18 protein-coding genes are annotated in these 17,503 nt (G+C 72.1%); 9 read left to right on the forward strand and 9 right to left on the reverse strand.

Annotated elements, in window-relative coordinates; translation table 11 throughout:
• The first annotated feature begins 231 nt into the window (after positions 1-231).
• From afsQ1 to ACIGO6_RS20475, 5 genes are all read left to right on the forward strand, one after another.
• Positions 232-909, forward strand: a complete 678-nt coding sequence (gene afsQ1 / locus ACIGO6_RS20455; RefSeq protein WP_029394402.1) for a two-component system response regulator AfsQ1 — start codon at positions 232-234, stop codon at positions 907-909.
• Positions 906-2,519 (forward strand): ATP-binding protein, encoded by a 1,614-nt coding sequence (locus tag ACIGO6_RS20460; RefSeq protein WP_399878061.1) that lies wholly within the window; start codon positions 906-908, stop codon positions 2,517-2,519. Before afsQ1 ends, ACIGO6_RS20460 begins: the two co-directional genes overlap by 4 nt.
• Entirely contained in the window at positions 2,519-3,151 is a 633-nt protein-coding gene (locus ACIGO6_RS20465) for a hypothetical protein (protein ID WP_399878064.1), read from the forward strand. The genes ACIGO6_RS20460 and ACIGO6_RS20465 overlap by 1 nt, the downstream gene beginning before the upstream one ends.
• An 86-nt stretch (positions 3,152-3,237) precedes the next feature.
• Complete coding sequence (locus tag ACIGO6_RS20470; RefSeq protein WP_399878066.1) at positions 3,238-3,789, forward strand: VanZ family protein; 552 nt, start codon at positions 3,238-3,240, stop codon at positions 3,787-3,789.
• Between the two features lie 95 nt (positions 3,790-3,884).
• Positions 3,885-4,088 (forward strand): PspC domain-containing protein, encoded by a 204-nt coding sequence (locus tag ACIGO6_RS20475; RefSeq protein ID WP_399878069.1) that lies wholly within the window; start codon positions 3,885-3,887, stop codon positions 4,086-4,088.
• Positions 4,089-4,156: 68 nt separating this feature from the next.
• Here ACIGO6_RS20475 and ACIGO6_RS20480 read toward each other — a convergent pair whose 3' ends face one another.
• Together ACIGO6_RS20480 and ACIGO6_RS20485 are read right to left on the reverse strand one after the other, a co-directional pair.
• Positions 4,157-4,444, reverse strand: coding sequence for an ATP-binding protein (locus ACIGO6_RS20480; protein WP_399878072.1), 288 nt, complete (start codon positions 4,442-4,444; stop codon positions 4,157-4,159).
• A 139-nt stretch (positions 4,445-4,583) separates the two neighbouring features.
• Positions 4,584-5,741 (reverse strand): adenosine deaminase, encoded by a 1,158-nt coding sequence (locus ACIGO6_RS20485; RefSeq protein WP_399878075.1) that lies wholly within the window; start codon positions 5,739-5,741, stop codon positions 4,584-4,586.
• A 150-nt stretch (positions 5,742-5,891) separates the two neighbouring features.
• Here ACIGO6_RS20485 and ACIGO6_RS20490 point away from each other — a divergent pair, with 150 nt between their 5' ends.
• Complete coding sequence (locus ACIGO6_RS20490) at positions 5,892-6,653, forward strand: alpha/beta hydrolase (protein WP_399878078.1); 762 nt, start codon at positions 5,892-5,894, stop codon at positions 6,651-6,653.
• A gap of 32 nt (positions 6,654-6,685) precedes the next feature.
• On the opposite strand, the gene ACIGO6_RS20495 is transcribed toward ACIGO6_RS20490, so the two are convergent.
• Complete coding sequence (locus tag ACIGO6_RS20495; protein ID WP_399878081.1) at positions 6,686-7,639, reverse strand: LysR family transcriptional regulator; 954 nt, start codon at positions 7,637-7,639, stop codon at positions 6,686-6,688.
• A 63-nt stretch (positions 7,640-7,702) separates the two neighbouring features.
• Here ACIGO6_RS20495 and ACIGO6_RS20500 point away from each other — a divergent pair, with 63 nt between their 5' ends.
• Positions 7,703-8,995: an MFS transporter gene (locus tag ACIGO6_RS20500; protein WP_399878084.1), complete on the forward strand. Its 1,293-nt coding sequence runs from the start codon at positions 7,703-7,705 to the stop codon at positions 8,993-8,995.
• A gap of 386 nt (positions 8,996-9,381) precedes the next feature.
• Entirely contained in the window at positions 9,382-10,395 is a 1,014-nt protein-coding gene (locus tag ACIGO6_RS20505) for a sigma-70 family RNA polymerase sigma factor (protein ID WP_399878087.1), read from the forward strand.
• On the opposite strand, the gene ACIGO6_RS20510 is transcribed toward ACIGO6_RS20505, so the two are convergent.
• Positions 10,279-10,665 carry an STAS domain-containing protein gene (locus tag ACIGO6_RS20510; protein ID WP_399878090.1) on the reverse strand — a complete coding sequence of 129 codons (387 nt, stop codon included), beginning with the start codon at positions 10,663-10,665 and terminating at the stop codon, positions 10,279-10,281. The two genes, ACIGO6_RS20505 and ACIGO6_RS20510, sit on opposite strands and share 117 nt — an antisense overlap.
• A 131-nt stretch (positions 10,666-10,796) precedes the next feature.
• Between ACIGO6_RS20510 and ACIGO6_RS20515 the strand changes: the two genes are divergently transcribed.
• Positions 10,797-11,717 (forward strand): AEC family transporter, encoded by a 921-nt coding sequence (locus ACIGO6_RS20515; protein ID WP_399878093.1) that lies wholly within the window; start codon positions 10,797-10,799, stop codon positions 11,715-11,717.
• Positions 11,718-11,795: 78 nt separating this feature from the next.
• On the opposite strand, the gene ACIGO6_RS20520 is transcribed toward ACIGO6_RS20515, so the two are convergent.
• From ACIGO6_RS20520 to ACIGO6_RS20540, 5 genes are read right to left on the reverse strand one after another with little or no spacing between them, the layout of a single operon-like run.
• Positions 11,796-13,079, reverse strand: a complete 1,284-nt coding sequence (locus ACIGO6_RS20520) for a thymidine phosphorylase (RefSeq protein WP_399878096.1) — start codon at positions 13,077-13,079, stop codon at positions 11,796-11,798.
• A gap of 12 nt (positions 13,080-13,091) precedes the next feature.
• A complete protein-coding gene (locus ACIGO6_RS20525) occupies positions 13,092-13,484 on the reverse strand; it encodes a cytidine deaminase (protein ID WP_399878099.1) in 393 nt (130 codons plus the stop codon).
• Positions 13,481-14,755, reverse strand: a complete 1,275-nt coding sequence (locus ACIGO6_RS20530) for an ABC transporter permease (RefSeq protein WP_399878101.1) — start codon at positions 14,753-14,755, stop codon at positions 13,481-13,483. The genes ACIGO6_RS20525 and ACIGO6_RS20530 overlap by 4 nt, the downstream gene beginning before the upstream one ends.
• On the reverse strand, positions 14,752-15,876 hold the full coding sequence (locus tag ACIGO6_RS20535; protein WP_399878104.1) for an ABC transporter permease: 1,125 nt from the start codon (positions 15,874-15,876) through the stop codon (positions 14,752-14,754). Before ACIGO6_RS20535 ends, ACIGO6_RS20530 begins: the two co-directional genes overlap by 4 nt.
• Positions 15,876-17,435, reverse strand: a complete 1,560-nt coding sequence (locus ACIGO6_RS20540; protein WP_399878107.1) for an ABC transporter ATP-binding protein — start codon at positions 17,433-17,435, stop codon at positions 15,876-15,878. The genes ACIGO6_RS20535 and ACIGO6_RS20540 overlap by 1 nt, the downstream gene beginning before the upstream one ends.
• Between the last annotated feature and the right edge of the window lie 68 nt (positions 17,436-17,503).

The following is a 17,503-nucleotide window of genomic DNA, read 5'->3' on the forward strand; positions in this document are numbered from 1 at the left end:
CCCCCGTCGTGGACTTCCGGTGTTCTGCTTCGGTACTGCGTCGTGCTGTGTTGCCTGTGCCGAAAAGCTTGCCGGGGCGACTTCATGGCCGTGTCCGTCGACTGTCACAGACCTGTCACAGGGGTCCGTCACGGCTGCAGCACCGTTCCTTCACAGGGTCCGGCGGCAGGCTGGGGCCGCATCCGGACCCACAGGTCGAACCGCACCCCCTCCATGGGCCAGAATGAGCCCGTGCCTTCCCTGTTGCTGATCGAGGACGACGACGCCATCCGCACGGCCCTGGAGCTCTCCCTGACCCGCCAGGGCCACCGGGTGGCCACCGCTGCCAGCGGTGAGGACGGTCTGAAGCTGCTGCGCGAGCAGCGGCCGGACCTGATCGTGCTGGACGTGATGCTGCCCGGCATCGACGGTTTCGAGGTGTGCCGTCGCATCCGGCGCACCGACCAGCTGCCGATCATCCTGCTGACCGCGCGCAACGACGACATCGACGTGGTCGTCGGTCTCGAGTCGGGCGCCGACGACTACGTCGTCAAACCCGTGCAGGGCCGGGTGCTGGACGCCCGGATCCGGGCCGTGCTGCGGCGCGGGGAGCGGGAGTCCAGCGACTCGGCGAGCTTCGGCAGCCTGGTCATCGACCGTTCGGCGATGACCGTGACGAAGAACGGCGAGGACCTCCAGCTCACGCCGACCGAGCTGCGCCTGCTGCTCGAACTGAGCCGGCGGCCGGGGCAGGCGCTGTCCCGGCAGCAGTTGCTGCGGCTGGTGTGGGAGCACGACTACCTCGGTGACTCCCGGCTGGTGGACGCCTGTGTGCAGCGGCTGCGCGCCAAGGTCGAGGACGTGCCGTCGTCCCCGACCCTGATCCGTACCGTGCGGGGTGTCGGCTACCGGCTGGATCCGCCTCAGTGACACAGGAACACCAAGGGGGTTCACGCGGCTGGACCGCGGCTCGCAAGGGAGTCTGGTCCTGGCTGCGCTTCACCAGCCTGCGCCTCAGGCTGGTCCTCGTCTTCGGTCTGGTCGCGCTCACCGCCGCCGTGTCCGCGTCCGGCATCGCGTACTGGCTGAACCGCGAGGCGGTGCTCACCCGTACCCAGGACGCCGTGCTGCGCGACTTCGAGCAGGAGATGCAGAACCGGGCGGGCGCGCTGCCCGAGCACCCCACGCAGGACGAGTTGCAGCACACCGCGGGGCAGATGGCCAACAGCAGCCAGCGGTTCAGCGTGCTGCTGGTCGCCGAGACCGCCGACGGGCAGGCCGTCTACGGCAGTTCCGGCGGGCTGGGCGGCTTCTCGCTGACCGAGGTGCCCGAGTCCCTGCGCACGGCGGTGAACAAGGAACAGAAGGTCACCTCGGCCAACAAGCACCCGTACCACCTGTATTGGCAGCGGATAACCGAGGACGGCACCCCCTACCTCGTGGCCGGCACGAAGGTGATCGGCGGCGGGCCGACCGGCTACATGCGCAAGTCGCTGGAACCGGAGGCGAAGGACCTGAACTCGCTCGCCTGGTCGCTGGGGATCGCCACCGCACTCGCCCTGCTGGGCTCGGCGCTGCTCGCGCAGGCCCTGGCGACGACCGTGCTGAAGCCCGTGCACCGGCTCGGGGTCGCGGCGCGGCGGCTCGGCGAGGGCAAGCTGGACACCCGGCTGCGCGTGTCCGGCACCGACGAGCTCGCCGATCTGTCCCGGACGTTCAACAGCGCCGCCGAGGCACTGGAGAAGCGGGTCGCGGACATGGCCGGCCGGGAGCAGGCCTCGCGGCGTTTCGTGGCGGACATGAGCCATGAACTGCGTACGCCGCTGACGGCGATCACCGCCGTCACGGAAGTGCTGGAGGAGGAGCTGGAGTTCGAGGGCGGCGGCATCGACCCGATGATCGAGCCGGCCGTGCGGCTGGTGGTGAGCGAGACCCGGCGACTGAACGACCTGGTGGAGAACCTGATGGAGGTCACCCGCTTCGACGCGGGCACCGCCCGGCTGGTCCTGGACGACGTCGACGTCGCCGACCAGATCACCGCCTGCATAGACGCCCGCGCCTGGCTGGACGCCGTCGAGCTGGACGCCGAGCGCGGTATCCACGCCCGCCTCGACCCGCGCCGCCTGGACGTCATCCTGGCCAACCTGATCGGCAACGCGCTCAAGCACGGCGGATCGCCGGTGCGGGTCTCGGTGACGCGGGCGGACCACGAGGTCGTCATCAGCGTGCGGGACCAGGGCCCCGGCATCCCGGAGGACGTCCTGCCGCACGTCTTCGACCGCTTCTACAAGGCGAGCGCCTCGCGGCCGCGCTCCGAGGGAAGCGGGCTCGGCCTGTCCATCGCCCTGGAGAACGCGCACATCCACGGCGGCGAGATCACCGCCGAGAACGCTCCTGGCGGGGGCGCGGTGTTCACACTGCGGCTGCCGCAGGACCCGTCGCCGCCGGCCGAGGAGGACACCGACGCCGCCGCGGGGGACGAGAGCAACCGCACGGGCCGGGACACGGGCAAGGACACGGACGGGAAGGGACAGCCCTGATGACCGTACGCCGGACCGTACGCCGTCTGCCGGGACTCCCGCAGCTGGCCGGGTTGGCGGCGCTCGCCGCGCTGCTCGCCGGGTGCGGCATCCGCGCCACGGAGGTGCCGACGGACTACGGTCCCGCACCTTCGCGGGTGCGCTGCTCGCTCGCCGAGCCGGACGTGTCGAGCCGGGCCGAACCCGGCGTGCCGGTGCGGGTGTTCCTGCTGTGCGGCTCGTCGCTGGTGGCCGTGGACCGGACGGTACGGGTCCAGGACGGCGCGGCGGACTCCGCGCGGCGGGTGCTGGTGGCCCAGGGGCTGCTGGACCAGCTCGCGTCGGAGCCGTCGGGCGCGGAGAAGGAGTCCGGCTACACGACGGACGTACGCCGTGGCATCGAGGTGACCGGCCCGCGCTCCGGCGACCCCGAGGACACGCTCCGCCTCAGCACCGACCCGGACGACCTCACCTCGTACGCCCTCGCCCAGGTCGTGTGCACCTTCTCCGACTCGGCCGCGGCCGAGGGCGACGGCTCCGTCGTCCTGGCCGGTCCCACCGACCGGTCCGTGCGCCGCTACACCTGCACGGACGAGGTCCGCGCCCGGCCGGGCAGCAACGAACCGCCGTCCAGCGAGGTCACCGACGACTGACGGCCGGTTGGCCCGTGTGGCGCAAGCCTCACCCTTGCGTGGGACAGGCCGGAACCGCGTGTGGCGGCGGGCGCGTCTAGGGGGACGTGCAGCGTCATGGGTTCCTCGGCGGCAGCGCCGCGCTCCGCATCCGTGTGACAGGAAGCGTCCTCCTGGTCGCACATCTCGCGTTCGTCGCCTGGTACACGCTGCGTCCCCTGGACGTCCCGTGGGTGCTGCCGCCCAATGTCCAGCCGCTCGCCGGGATCCGCGCCGACCTGGCGCTCGGCTGGCCCGCGGCGGCTCGCGCCCTCGGCGGCTCGCTGGCCCTGCTGGCGCCGCTGGGTGTGCTGCTCCCGATGGCGGGCGGCAGGCTGGCCGTCTCGCCGCTGGCGTCCCTGCTGCGCACGACGGCCGCGGGCGCGCTGCTGTCGTCGGGCATCGAGCTGCTGCAGACCGGGGTGCCCGGTCAGGTCGTGGACATCGACTCGCTGCTCCTGAACACGGTGGGCGTGGCCCTCGCGCACCTCGCCCTCGTCCCCGCGGGCCGGGCCCGGCTCCGCCGCAGGTTCGGGCGGGAGCCGCGGGAGGACGTCCTTCAGGGGGAGCTCGCTCAGGGTCGGACCCCGACGATTCCCAGGGTCGGGATCGCCCCGTAGAGCGACGCTTTGTTCCGTTCGTCTCCGTAGCGTGGAGGGCAGATGAAGGGGAAGCCGTCCGGCAGCCCCGACCACACGCTCACGAAGGAGCCGCGATGTCCCGCCTCGCCCGCCCCACCAACGGCCGCATGATCGGCGGAGTGTGCGCCGCGCTGGCCCGGCGCTTCGGCACCTCGACCACCACGATGCGGGTGATATTCCTGGTCTCCTGCCTGCTGCCCGGCCCGCAGTTCCTGCTCTACCTCGCCCTGTGGCTCCTGCTGCCGTCCGAGGCGAAGGCCGCGCGGACGGCCTGGTAGCGGCGTACGCCGATGGGGCGCACCCGGTGATCGGGTGCGCCCCATCGGCGCGTCGTGACGGGTGCGGCTCAGCCGAGCGGCACGCCGTTGACCTCCGCGACGTTCGCGGGCAGGCCCTTCGCCGGCACTCCGCCGAGCAGACCGGTGACCTGGTCGGTCGGGGCCTGCTCCAGCGTGTCGCCCGCGGTCGGCACCACCTGGGAGACGTTCCCCGTGGGGAGCGTCCGGGTGACCTGGTCCAGGGCCTTGACGGAGCCCTGAGCGGTCGGGGCGGCGTTGGCGGCACCCGCACCGGCGACGGCGAAGGCGGCACCGAGGGCGGCGACACCGAGGGTCTTGACAGCAGACTGCTTCATGAAATGCGTCCTCGAAATGGAATGTCGGGGATGTGAGCGGTTCTCGACCGTAAACATGCGAGCCCGCCCGCGGCAAACCCAGAAATGCGGACGAATTGTGAAAGCCCGTCCGCATTTCCACATTCCGCCGAGTCCCTCCTCAGCCCTCATCTTCGGAAGAACCGCTGGTGGAGGCGGTCTGCTGAAACAGCCATTCGGATTTCAGCTCCGCGTATCCGGGCTTGATCACGTCATTGATCATGGCCAGCCGTTCATCGAAAGGAATGAACGCCGATTTCATTGCATTGACGGAGAACCACTGCATGTCGTCGAGCGTGTAACCGAATGCGTCGACCAGGTGCTCGAATTCCCGGCTCATGCCGGTGTGGGACATCAGCCGGTTGTCGGTGTTGACGGTGGCACGGAAGTGCAGTCGGCGCAGCAGCCCGATGGGGTGCTCGGCGTAGGAGCCGGCCGCCCCGGTCTGGAGGTTGGAGCTGGGGCACAGCTCCAACGGGATGCGCTTGTCCCGCACGTACGAGGCGAGGCGTCCGAGCTTGACCGTGCCGTCCTCGTGGACCTGGATGTCGTCGATGATGCGCACCCCGTGCCCGAGCCGGTCGGCGCCGCACCACTGGAGGGCCTGCCAGATGGACGGCAGCCCGAAGGCCTCGCCGGCGTGGATGGTGAAGTGGTTGTTCTCCCGCTTCAGGTACTCGAAGGCGTCCAGGTGCCGGGTGGGCGGGTAGCCGGCCTCGGCGCCCGCGATGTCGAAGCCGACGACGCCGAGGTCGCGGTAGCGGTTGGCGAGCTCGGCGATCTCCAGGGAGCGGGCGGCGTGCCGCATCGCGGTGAGCAGGGCACCGACGCGGATGCGGTGACCGCCCGCCCGGGCCCGGCGCTCGCCCTCCCGGAACCCCTCGTTGACGGCCTCGACGACCTCTTCGAGGGTCAGCCCCTGTTCGAGGTGCTGCTCGGGGGCGTAGCGCACCTCGGCGTAGACGACACCGTCCTCGGCGAGGTCCTCGGCGCACTCGGCGGCGACCCGGACGAGGGCGTCGCGGGTCTGCATGACGCCGACGGTGTGGGAGAAGGTCTCCAGGTACCGCTCCAGCGATCCGGAGTCGGCGGCCTGGCGGAACCAGGCGCCGAGCCGGTCGGGGTCGGTCTCGGGCAGGTTCGCGTAGCCGGTCTGCCGGGCGAGGTCGACGACCGTGCCGGGGCGCAGTCCGCCGTCGAGGTGGTCGTGCAGCAGAACCTTCGGCGCCCGGCGGATCTGGTCCGGCGTCGGGGTCTTCGGGGTGCTCTGGCTCGTCATTTCCGCACTGTAGCCCCTACGCGCGTAGAAAGCCGGGGTTTGTGCGGGTGGGGAGAAGAGGGGTGGGGTGCCCGTGTACGGAGCCGTCGATATGTAACGGTGACTGCGAGGACGGGTGGCGTACACCTGGTCTTCTGAGAATGTTCTGTCATGGCACAGCAAGCGACGCCGGTCCGTCAGGCCCGGCTGGGGCGGACGCTCGGTCCCGAGGGGGCGGCGGTGAGCGGTGTGGTGCTGCTGCTCCCCGGTGGTGACGAGGTCTCCAGCCGCAGGCCGTCTCCGCTGCTGGCGGCGGCCTCCGTACGCGCGTTGGGGCGCCGGCTGGCGCGGTCGGGGCGGGACGAGGGCCTGGCCACGCATGTCGTGCACTACCGCTGGCGCGGCTGGAACGGGCCGGAGGCCCACCTCGCCCGGGACGCCGACTGGGCCGCCGCGGAGGCCGTACGGCGCTACGGTGACGTCCCGGTCTGCCTCGTCGGCGTCGGCATGGGCGGGCGGGCCGCGCTGCGGGCGGCCGGGCACGAGGCCGTCAACTCGGTGCTGGCGATAGCCCCTTGGCTGCCCGACGAGGACGTGGCCGCGCCACCCGAACCGGTGAAGCAGCTCGCCGGGCGGCAGGTGCTGATCGTGCACGGCACGAACGACGAACGCTGCGATCCCGAGCTGTCGTTCCGGCTGGCCTCGCGGGCGAAGAAGGCGAACCGTGACGTGTGCCGGTTCGAAGTGCACTCCGACGGGCACGCGTTGCGGCAGTACCGCGACGAAGTCGCCGCGCTGGCCGCCGACTTCGTCCTGGGCGCGCTGTTCGGACAGCCCTTCTCGCGTCCCGTGGAGGACGCGCTGGCCGCTCCCCCGCCGCTCGGGCTGCGGATGCCGCTGGCGGTGGGGTTCGGGCAGTCGTTACGGCGTTAGGCGCCGGAGGACGGGTGCCGGGGGGGGTGTGGTCAGGTGGGGAGCAGGTGGCCCCGCCGCGAGAGCAGGAACTTCTTGAAGGCCGCCACCGGGGGTGTGTCCGTGCGGCCCGCCAGCCAGGCCACGCCGATCTCGCGAGCCGCGCGCGGGGCGGTCACCGCCAGTTCGACCACGCCGGGGCGGGGGACGGCGGGCGGCGGCAGCAGGGCGACGCCCAGGCCCGCCGCGACCAGACCGCGGAGCGTCTCCGCCTCCTCCCCCTCGAAGGCCACCCGCGGCCGGAAACCGGCCTCCTTGCACAGGGCGTCGGTGATGCGGCGCAGGCCGTAGCCGGGCTCCAGGGTCACGAAGGTCTCGTCGGCGGCCTCGGCGAGGCGGATGCGCCGGCGGCCGGCCAGGGGGTGGTCGGCCGGCACGACCAGGCGCAGCTTCTGCTCGTCGAGGCGGCGGGCGACCAGGTCGGGGGCGTCCGGGACCGGGGAGGTCAGGCAGAGGTCGAGTTCACCGGCGCGCAGGCGCTCCAGCATGGCCTCGCCGTAGTTCTGGACGAGACTGAAGCGGACGCGGGGGTGGTCGGCGCGGAAGGCGTGCAGCAGGCCGGGGACGGTCTCGGCGCCCATGGTGTGCAGGAAGCCGAAGGCGACCTTGCCGGTGGCCGGGTCGGCGTCCGCGCGGACCTCGTCGGCGGCGCGCTCCACCTCGGCGAGGGCGCGTTCGACGGAGCCGAGGAAGGTGCGTCCGGCGACGGTCAGCGCGAGCGTGCGGCCGCGGCGTACGAACAGGTCGACGCCCAGGTCCTCTTCGAGGCGGACCAGCGCGCGGGAGAGGGTCGACTGGGGGACGTTCATCTCCTGGGCGGCCCGGGTGACGTGCTCGGTACGGGCCACGCCGGCGAAGTGCGCGAGGCGCGGCGCGAGCAGCGCGACGATGTCTTCTGTGTCACCGGACGGTGACAGGCGGGCCCGTGAGCTCTGCTGATGCACCATGGGAACGATTATGGCCGTTCCGTGCATTGGACGGATGAGTCGCGGGCTCCGTACGGTCACGGTATGACTCCCGCCGATACCGGGGCGTCCACGACCGTGGGCGCCGCCGTTTCCGTCTCCGTTCCCGGCGCCCCGGGCGCCTCCGACTCGCGTATGGCCCCCGGCGGGCCCGGCTACCGCCGGATGAGCCTCGCCCTGTTCCTCGCGGGCGTCGCGACCTTCGCGCTGCTGTACTCCACCCAGGCCCTGCTGCCGCTGATCTCCGGCGACATGGGGGTCACGGCGAGCGACGCGAGCTGGACGGTGGCCGCCGCGACGGGTGGCCTCGCGGTGTTCGTGCTGCCGATGAGCGCACTGTCGGAGCGCTTCGGACGGCGTACGGTCATGACGGCGTCGTTGGCGGTCGCGGTGACCGTCGGGCTGCTGGTCCCCTTCGCCCCCTCGCTGCCGGCGCTCGTCGCGCTGCGGGCGGTGCAGGGCGCGGCGCTGGCCGGGCTGCCGGCGTCGGCGACGGCGTACCTCGCGGAGGAGGTCACGCCGAAGGCGCTGGTCACCGCGATCGGCCTGTTCGTGGCGGGCAACAGCGTCGGCGGGATGAGCGGCCGGGTCATCACCGGCTGGGTCGCCCAGGAGTGGGGCTGGCGGATCGCGGTCGGCGTGATCGGTGCCGTGGCGGTGGCGTGCGCGGTGGCCTTCCGGATGCTGCTGCCGGCGCCGAAGCACTTCACGCCGGGCTCGCTGCGGCCGGGCGTCCTGGCCCGCACGGTCCGCGACCACCTCGCCGACCCGCTGCTGCGCCGTCTGTACGCGATCGGCGCGCTGTTCATGACGGTGTTCGGCGGCGTCTACACGGTGATCGGCTACCGCCTGACGGAGGCGCCGTTCTCGCTGCCGCAGGGCGTCATCGGCTCGATCTTCCTGGTGTACCTGGTCGGCACGGTCTCGGCGTCGACGGCGGGCCGGCTGGTGGGCCGGCTCGGCCGCCGCGGGGCGCTGTACCTGGGCGGCGGCACGACGGCGGCGGGGCTGCTGCTGTCCCTCGCCCCCTCCCTCCCACTGGTCCTGCTGGGGCTGGTGCTGATCACGGCGGGCTTCTTCGCCGGGCACGCGGTGGCGTCCTCGGCGGTCAGCAGGACGGCCACGCACGGCCGGGCGCAGGCCTCGGCCCTGTACCAGTCCGCCTACTACATCGGCTCCAGCGCGGGCAGCACGGTCGGCGCGGTGGCCTTCCACTCCGGCGGCTGGGCCGGGACGGTCGGGGTCGGCCTGCTGGCGGTGCTGGGCGTCGTGACGATCACGGTCTCCGGATCCCTGGCCGCACGCCGCACCGCCCGGAGCCTGCCGGCCGGGGCCTGAGGGCGGCCGAGCGGGCCAACACGGGGCCGGGGGCGGGCGTGCGGCTGAGCGGGCCGGCGCGGGCGCGGCTGGGCCGGCCGGCGCCGGCCCGGGTGTGTGGCTGAGCAGGCCGGCACGGGCCCGAGGGCGACCGCGCGGGCCAACACGGGGCCCGGGTGCGGCCGAGCGGGCCCCGGGTCCGGGTGTGTGGCTGAGCAGGCCGGCGCGGGTGCGGGCGCGGCTGGGGGCGGCGGGAGCAGGACCGAGGGCGGCCGTGCGGGCCGGGACGGGGTCCGCCGAGCTGCGCTTTTTCCGACTGCACGGGCCATTGTCAGTCCCCTGCGGTAGCTTCCGAAGTGCGAGGCGCGAAGACGCGCACGACGGGACGCCACAGGGGTGGGTGGACGATGACCAACGGCACCGTGACGACGGAGCTGGATGCCGCGCTGGAGAAGCACCGGGTCGAGCTGACGGGGTACTGCTACCGGATGCTCGGTTCCTCCTTCGAGGCCGAGGACGCGGTCCAGGACACCCTGGTCCGCGCCTGGCGGAGCTACGACAAGTTCGAGGGCCGTTCCAGCCTCCGCTCCTGGCTCTACCGAATCGCGACCAACGTCTGTCTGGACATGCTGACCGCGGGCAACAAGCGGGCCCGCCCGATGGATCTGACCGCCTCGACGCCGCTGGCCCAGGCCGCGCTGTCCCCCCGCCCGGACAACACCTGGCTGGAGCCCATGCCGGACGCCCGTGTGCTGCCCACGACCGCGGACCCGGCCGAGGCCGCGGTCGCCAAGGAGTCGGTGCGGCTCGCCTTCATGGCCGCGCTGCAGCAGCTGCCGCCCAAGCAGCGGGCGGTGCTGATCCTGCGCGAGGTGCTGGCCTGGAAGGCGAGCGAGGTCGCCGAGCTGCTCGGCACCACGGTCGCATCGGTCAACAGCGCCCTGCAGCGCGCCCGCGCGACCCTCGCCGAGCGGGAGGAGCGCGGCGAGGGCGCGGCGGTGTCCGACCCGCTGGACGAGGAGCAGCAGAAGCTCCTGGAGCGCTACGTCGCGGCCTTCGAGGGCTACGACATGACGGCGCTGACGGCGCTGCTGCACGAGGACGCCGTCATGACGATGCCGCCGTTCGACCTCTGGCTGGCCGGTCCGGCGGACATCACCGGTTTCATGACGACGCTCGGCGCCGCGTGCGCCAACTCGCGGCTGGTGCCGGTCGAGGCCAACGGGCTGCCGGCCTTCGCGCACTACAAGCCGGACCCGGAGGCGGGCGGGTACGCGCCGTGGGCGGTCCAGGTGCTGGAGATCTCAGACGGCCGCATCACCGGGTTCCACTGCTTCCTCGACACCAAGCGGTGGTTCCCGCTGTTCGACCTGCCGCTCCGACTCGAAGCGGAGACCGACGAGGTCGAGGAGGGCCTGTAGGGCGGGATCGGGATCGCGCAGCCGGATCCGGCCCCCGGCCCGCTTGGCGGTGAGCTGCAGACGGGCCAGCAGGTCGACGACGGCGAGCCCCGGCGGTCCCAGCCCGCCGACGTCACAGACGACCACCCCGGCCCGGGTGCTTTCCATCAGCGCGCGCACCTCGTCGCAGAGCCGGGGTGTCTCCCCTCGGGAGACGGGCCCCGGCAGCACGAGTACGGCGGGTGTCACGGCGTCCACGTGCGGTAGACCGGGCGGGTCGGCGGAACTCATCGGTGCGGGGGCCGTCAGGGATCACATTGACCTTGGTGCGGCCCAGCACGGAGGGTTGGCTGCATGCCCCATGCACCTGGTCCCGACGCGCTGCCCGACGCCCCTCGCCTGCCGGCCGAGGAGGCGTCGTCGTGCAGGGGGTGCTGACCGGCTTCGCGGTCATCGCGGTCGTCATCGGCGTCGGCTATGTGCTGGGCCTGCGCGGCCACCTCGGGCCCCAGGGGCGCGAGGTCCTGACGAAGCTCGCCTTCCACGTGGCCTCTCCCGCCCTGCTGTTCACCACGCTGGCGGGGGCCGACCTGTCGGTGGTCTTCTCCAGCCGGCTTCTGGTGACGGCGCTGAGCACGGTCGCGGTGGCCGGGGTCTTCGTCGCGGTGGGTGCCGTACGGGGCTGGGGCGTAGGCCGGACGACGATCGGCGCGCTGTGCTCCGGGTACGTCAACTCCGGCAACCTGGGGATCCCGATCGCCGTCTACGTCCTGGGTGACGCGTCGCTGGTCGCGCCGGTGCTTCTCTTCCAGCTGGTGCTGGTGACGCCGGTGGCGGTGACGATCCTCGACCTGTCGGGCGGGGAGGAGAAGGGCCCGCTGTGGCGACGGCTGCTGACGCCGCTGCGCAATCCGATAGCCGTCGGCTCACTCGCCGGTGTCGCGGTGGCCGCGAGCGGGCTGCGGGTGCCGGACCCGGTCATGGACCCGCTGACCCTGATCGGCAACATGTCCGTCCCCGCGGTGCTGCTCGCCTTCGGCATCTCCCTGTGCGGCTCCACGATGCCCCTGCGGGGCTCGGAGCGTCAGCCGGTGCTGCTGGCGGTGGCGTTGAAGGCGGTGGGCCAGCCGGCGGTGGCCTGGGCGCTGGCGTCCGGGGTGTTCGGACTGCGGGGCGCGCAACTTCTGGACGTGGTGGTGACGTCGGCACTGCCCGCGGCACAGAACCTGTACACGTACGCGTCGACGTACGGGGTGGGCGAACGGCTGGCGCGGGACGCGATCCTGGTGTCGACGGTGGTGTCGGTACCGGTGCTGGTGGGGGTGGCGGCGGTGTTGGGGTGACAGCCCTGGGCGGCCACGGACGCCGGAAGGGACCGGTGGAGGCCACCGGTCCCTTCCGCTCGGGAGGCAGGCCTCCCGTCAGCCGATCCGCTCCAGCACCACCGGCGAGGCGGTGAAGTCCGTGCCGGCCGGGGCGACGTCGTAGGAGCCCTCCACCGCATCGAGGGCGTACGCGAAGCGGTCCGGGGTGTCCGTGTGGAGGGTCAGGAGGGGCTGGCCCTCGGTGACCGTGTCGCCGGGCTTGGCGTGGAGTTCGACGCCCGCGGCGGACTGCACCGGGTCCTCCTTGCGGGCGCGGCCCGCGCCGAGGCGCCAGGCGGCGACGCCGATGTCGTAGGCGTCGAGGCGGGTCAGGACGCCGGAGGCGCCCGCCTTCACCACGTGCTGCTCCTTCGACGTGGGCAGGGGCGCGTCCGGGTCGCCGCCCTGGGCCGCGATCATGCGGCGCCACACGTCCATGGCGGAGCCGTCGGCGAGGGCCTTCGCCGGGTCGGCGTCCTTCAGCCCCGCCGCGTCGAGCATCTCGCGGGCCAGGGCCAGCGTCAGCTCGACCACGTCCGCCGGGCCGCCGCCCGCCAGTACCTCGACCGACTCGCGGACCTCCAGGGCGTTCCCGGCGGTGAGGCCGAGGGGGGTCGCCATGTCCGTGAGGAGCGCGACCGTCTTCACGCCGTGGTCCGTGCCGAGGCCGACCATCGTGGAGGCCAGCTCGCGGGCGTCCTCGATCGTCTTCATGAAGGCGCCGCTGCCGACCTTCACGTCCAGCACCAGGGAGCCGGTGCCCTCGGCGATCTTCTTGGACATGATGGAGGACGCGATCAGCGGGATCGCCTCGACCGTGCCGGTCACGTCCCGGAGGGCGTAGAGCTTCTTGTCGGCGGGGGCGAGGCCGTCGCCGGCCGCGCAGATCACCGCGCCGACCCCGTCCAGGACGTTCAGCATCTCCTCGTTGGAGAGCAGCGCGCGCCAGCCCGGGATCGACTCCAGCTTGTCCAGGGTGCCGCCGGTGTGGCCGAGGCCGCGGCCGGAGAGCTGCGGGACGGCAGCGCCGCAGGCCGCGACCAGCGGGGCGAGCGGCAGGGTGATCTTGTCGCCGACGCCGCCCGTGGAGTGCTTGTCGGCGGTCGGGCGGGACAGGGACGAGAAGTCCATGCGCTCGCCGGAGGCGATCATCGCGGCGGTCCAGCGGGCGATCTCGCCGCGGTTCATGCCGTTGAGCAGGATCGCCATCGCGAGCGACGACATCTGCTCGTCGGCCACCTCGCCGCGCGTGTAGGCGTCGATGACCCAGTCGATCTGCGCGCCGCTGAGCTCGCCGCGGTCCCGCTTGGTGCGGATGACGGAGATGACGTCCATGGCCATACCTGGCTTTCCTTACTTGGTGAGGTGGTCGGGGCCGAAGGCCTGCGGGAGCATCTCCGAGAGGGGGACGATCCCCGCCGGGGTCTCCAGCAGCAGCTCCGGGCCGCCGAACTCGTACAGCAGTTGCCGGCAGCGGCCGCACGGGACGAGGACCTCGCCGTGACCGTCGACGCAGACGAAGTGCGTCAGCCGGCCGCCGCCGGTCAGCTGGAGCTGGGAGACCAGCCCGCACTCGGCGCACAGGCCGATGCCGTAGCTGGCGTTCTCCACGTTGCAGCCGGTGACGGTGCGGCCGTCGTCGACCAGGGCGGCGGCGCCGACGGCGTACCCGGAGTAGGGGGCGTAGGCCTGGGCCATCGCCTCCCGGGCCGCCGTGCGCAGCGCGCCCCAGTCGACGTCGGTCACTTGCCCTGTCCCTTCCGGTACGGCATGCCGTCCGCCTTCGGCATGCGCAGGCGCTGTGCGGACAGCGCGAGGACGACGAGGGTGACGACGTACGGCGTGGCGGAGACGACCTGGTTGGGGACGTCGTCGGTGCCGGCGTACCAGGCGAAGACCAGGGCGCCGACGACCAGCGTGACCGCGGCCTTGACGTACTGCTTGCGGATCGCCAGCCAGATGGCGCCGGCGACCAGCAGCAGCGCGCCGAGCAGCAGCAGGGCGTGCACGTTGGCGGAGCCGCCGCGCAGGTTGAGGCTGTCGGTGTAGCCGAAGAGGCCGGCGCCGACGGCGAGGCCGCCCGGCATCCAGTTGCCGAAGATCATCGCCGCGAGGCCGATGTAGCCGCGGCCGCTGGTCTGGCCCTCCAGGTAGAAGGGGTTGGCCACGATGGAGAGGAAGACGCCGCCGAGGCCGGCCAGACCGCCGGAGATGATCACGGCCAGGTACTTGTACTTGTAGACGTTGACGCCGAGGGACTCGGCGGCGACCGGGTTCTCGCCGCAGGAGCGCAGCCGCAGGCCGAACGGGGTGCGCCACAGGATGTACCAGGTGGCCGGGATCAGGGCGACGGCGATCAGGGTCAGCCAGGACACGTTGGTGACCAGGCCGCCGAGCAGGCCGGCGATGTCCGAGATCAGGAACCAGCCCTTGTCGTTGAGGCTGACCAGGCCGTCGGAGAGTCCCGGTACCGTGAAGTGGCCGAGGGAGTCGACCGGCGGGGACTGCTTGGCCGAGCCGCCCTGGTGGCCCTCGAAGGCGAGCGGGGCGAGGTAGCGGGTGGCGCCCAGGGCGAGGATGTTGAGGGCCACACCGGAGACGATGTGGTTGACGTTGAAGGTGATCGTCACGATCGCGTGCAGCAGGCCGCCGATCGCGCCGCCGATGATGCCGACCAGGACACCGGTCCAGGGGCCCCACTGGAAGCCGGCCCAGGCACCGAACCAGGTGCCGAGGATCATCATGCCCTCGAGGCCGATGTTGACGACGCCCGCGCGCTCGGCCCACAGACCGCCGAGGCCGGCGAGGCCGATCGGCACGGCGAGCTGGAGGGCGGTGGACATCTGGCTGACGTTGGTGATGCCGTCGGCGCCGGTGATCAGGCGGACGAGGGAGGTCAGTGCCAGGGCTCCGGCGATGACCAGCATCAGGACGGGCAGCGACATGCGGCGGCCGGTCGGTGCCCCGGGCTGGAGCGAGGGCTGGTTGACGTCGGTCGCTGTGGTCGGAGCGGTCATCGGCCGGCCACCTCCTTCTTCGAGTTGTCGGTGGCGCCCAGGACGTGACCGGCGGCCAGCTCCGCGCCGACCCGGCGCTGCTGGCGGCGCAGGCCCCACTCACGGACGGCCTCGTAGGAGACGACGACCGAGAGGACGATCAGGCCCTGCATGATGACCGCGATCTCCTTGTCGTAGCCGTGGAAGTCCAGCTCGGGCGAGGCCTTGTCGAGCCAGGCCCACAGCAGGGCGGCGAAGGCGATGCCGACGGGGCTGTTGCGGCCGAGCAGGGCGATGCCGATGCCGAGGAAGCCGATGCCGGTGGGGAAGTTGAGGCTGTAGGTGTGGGTGTCGCCGAGCAGGATCGGCAGGCCCGCGAGACCGGCGAGGCCGCCGGAGAGCAGCATCGCGGTGAGCACCATGCGCTTGGGGTCGACACCGCTGGCCGCGGCGGCGGACTCGGAGGCACCGGAGGCGCGCAGGTCGAAGCCGAAGCGGGTGCGGTTGAGTGTGACCCAGTAGCCGATGCCGAGCAGTACGGCCAGGACGACCAGGCCGTAGATCTCGCCGGCCGCGCCCATGTCGATGCCGGGGATCCAGCCGGACTCGTGCATCTCGCCGGTGGTGTTGTTGTTGCCGATCTTGACGCCGAAGACGTCCGGCAGCCACAGGTAGCCGATGACGGAGGTGGCGATGGCGTTGAGCATGATCGTCGCGACGACCTCGCTGACGCCGCGGGTCACCTTGAGGACACCGGCGATGCCGGACCAGAAGGCGCCGGTGCACACGGCGGTCAGGAGCAGCAGCGGGATCTGGAGGAACGCCGGGAGGTCGGCGTGGGCGCCGACGATCGCGGCCATCATGGCGGCGAGCTGGTACTGGCCGTCGACGCCGATGTTGAACAGGTTCATCCGGAAGCCGATGGCCACCGCGAGGGCCGCGATGTAGTACATCGACGCCTGGTTGATGATCAGGACCTGGATGTCGGAGAAACCGGCCTGCTCGAACATCAGGGCGAACGGTTCGACCGGGTTCTTGCCCGAGGCGATCAGGACGATCGCGCTGAGCACGAAGGCCACGGCGAGCGCGATGACCGGTCCGGCCACCGCGAGGAGCACGCGCTCCTTGTCGAACTTCTTCATCAGCGGGCCTCGTCTTCCGCACCCTGGCCGCCGTCGGCCCGGGTCTCTTCGTGTTCGAGGTGTCCGGAGGCGGCGCCGGTCATCGCCGAGCCCAGTTCCTCGGGGGTGATGGTGGCCGGGTCGGCGTCCGCGACCAGCTTGCCGTCGTAGATCACCCGCAGGGTGTCGGACAGGCCGATCAGCTCGTCCAGGTCGGCGGAGATCAGCAGCACGGCCAGGCCCTCGCGGCGGGCCTCGCGGATGTGGTCCCAGATCGCGGCCTGCGCGCCGACGTCCACACCGCGGGTGGGGTGGGCGGCGATGAGGAAGCGCGGCTGGTGGCTCATCTCGCGGCCGACGATCAGCTTCTGCTGGTTGCCGCCGGAGAGGGAGGCGGCGGTGACGTCGATGCCGGGGGTGCGGACGTCGTACGTCTCGACGATGCGGCGGGTGTCCTCCTGGGAGCCCTTCGGGTCCAGCCAGACGCCCTTGCTGTTGGGCTTCTCGGTGACGTGGCCGAGGATGCGGTTCTCCCAGAGGGGGGCCTCCAGGAGCAGGCCGTGGCGGTGGCGGTCCTCGGGGATGTAGCCGACGCCCTGCTCGCGGCGCTTGCGGGTGGGCAGCGCGGTGATGTCCTGGTCGAGGAAGTGGATGGTGCCGGAGTCGGCGTGCTTGAGGCCGATGAGCGCGTCGACCAGTTCGGTCTGGCCGTTGCCCTCGACGCCGGCGATGCCGAGGACCTCGCCGGCGTGGATGGTGAAGGAGACGTCGTCGAGCAGGGCCTTGCCGCCCGGCGCCACCAGGCGCAGGGTGTCGACGGTGAGGACCGGGCGGTCGGTGACCGTGGACTCGGCGGTCTCCGGCGTCGGCAGCTCGCTGCCCACCATCAGCTCGGCGAGCTGACGCGGCGTCGTCTCGGCGGGGACGGCCGTGCCGACCGTCGTGCCGCGCCGTATGACGGTGATGTCGTCGGCGACGGAGAGGACCTCACCGAGCTTGTGGGAGATGAAGATGACCGACAGGCCCTCGGCCTTCAGCTCGCGCAGGTTGTCGAAGAGGGCGTCCACCTCCTGCGGCACCAGGACGGCCGTCGGCTCGTCGAGGATCAGCGTGCGGGCGCCGCGGTAGAGGACCTTGAGGATCTCCACGCGCTGGCGGGCGGCGACGCCGAGCTCCTCGACCAGGCGGTCGGGCTCCACGCCGAGGCCGTAGCGCTCGGAGATCTCCTTGATCTTGCGTCGGGCCTTGGCGCCGATGCCGTACAGCTTCTCGCTGCCGAGGACCACGTTCTCGAGGACCGTGAGGTTGTCGGCGAGCATGAAGTGCTGGTGGACCATGCCGATGCCGCGGACGATGGCGTCGGCGGGCGAGGAGAAGCTCACCTGCTCGCCGTCGATCGTGATGGTGCCCTCGTCCGGCTTCTGCATGCCGTAGAGGATCTTCATCAGGGTCGACTTGCCGGCCCCGTTCTCGCCGACGAGGGCGTGGACGGTGCCCTTGCGGACGGTCAGGTGGATGTCGTGGTTGGCCACGACGCCCGGGAAACGCTTGGTGATCCCGGCGAGTTCGACGGCGGTCACCGATTCGTTGACCGCCGCTCCGGCCGGAGGGCTGCTGGACGCGTTGATGACGCACTCTCCTGGGGACG

The organism is Streptomyces sp. NPDC053750, from assembly GCF_044544295.1.
GTDB lineage: Bacteria > Actinomycetota > Actinomycetes > Streptomycetales > Streptomycetaceae > Streptomyces.

Bases quoted from the DNA above. Each gene is read 5' to 3' on its own strand.
- ACIGO6_RS20465 (WP_399878064.1), top strand. From the start codon at position 2,519: ATGACCGTACGCCGGACCGTACGCCGTCTGCCGGGACTCCCGCAGCTG.
- ACIGO6_RS20475 (WP_399878069.1), top strand. From the start codon at position 3,885: ATGTCCCGCCTCGCCCGCCCCACCAACGGCCGCATGATCGGCGGAGTG.
- ACIGO6_RS20480 (WP_399878072.1), bottom strand. From the start codon at position 4,444: ATGAAGCAGTCTGCTGTCAAGACCCTCGGTGTCGCCGCCCTCGGTGCC.
- ACIGO6_RS20485 (WP_399878075.1), bottom strand. From the start codon at position 5,741: ATGACGAGCCAGAGCACCCCGAAGACCCCGACGCCGGACCAGATCCGC.
- ACIGO6_RS20490 (WP_399878078.1), top strand. From the start codon at position 5,892: ATGGCACAGCAAGCGACGCCGGTCCGTCAGGCCCGGCTGGGGCGGACG.
- ACIGO6_RS20495 (WP_399878081.1), bottom strand. From the start codon at position 7,639: ATGGTGCATCAGCAGAGCTCACGGGCCCGCCTGTCACCGTCCGGTGAC.
- ACIGO6_RS20500 (WP_399878084.1), top strand. From the start codon at position 7,703: ATGACTCCCGCCGATACCGGGGCGTCCACGACCGTGGGCGCCGCCGTT.
- ACIGO6_RS20505 (WP_399878087.1), top strand. From the start codon at position 9,382: ATGACCAACGGCACCGTGACGACGGAGCTGGATGCCGCGCTGGAGAAG.
- ACIGO6_RS20510 (WP_399878090.1), bottom strand. From the start codon at position 10,665: ATGAGTTCCGCCGACCCGCCCGGTCTACCGCACGTGGACGCCGTGACA.
- ACIGO6_RS20520 (WP_399878096.1), bottom strand. From the start codon at position 13,079: ATGGCCATGGACGTCATCTCCGTCATCCGCACCAAGCGGGACCGCGGC.
- ACIGO6_RS20530 (WP_399878101.1), bottom strand. From the start codon at position 14,755: ATGACCGCTCCGACCACAGCGACCGACGTCAACCAGCCCTCGCTCCAG.
- ACIGO6_RS20535 (WP_399878104.1), bottom strand. From the start codon at position 15,876: ATGAAGAAGTTCGACAAGGAGCGCGTGCTCCTCGCGGTGGCCGGACCG.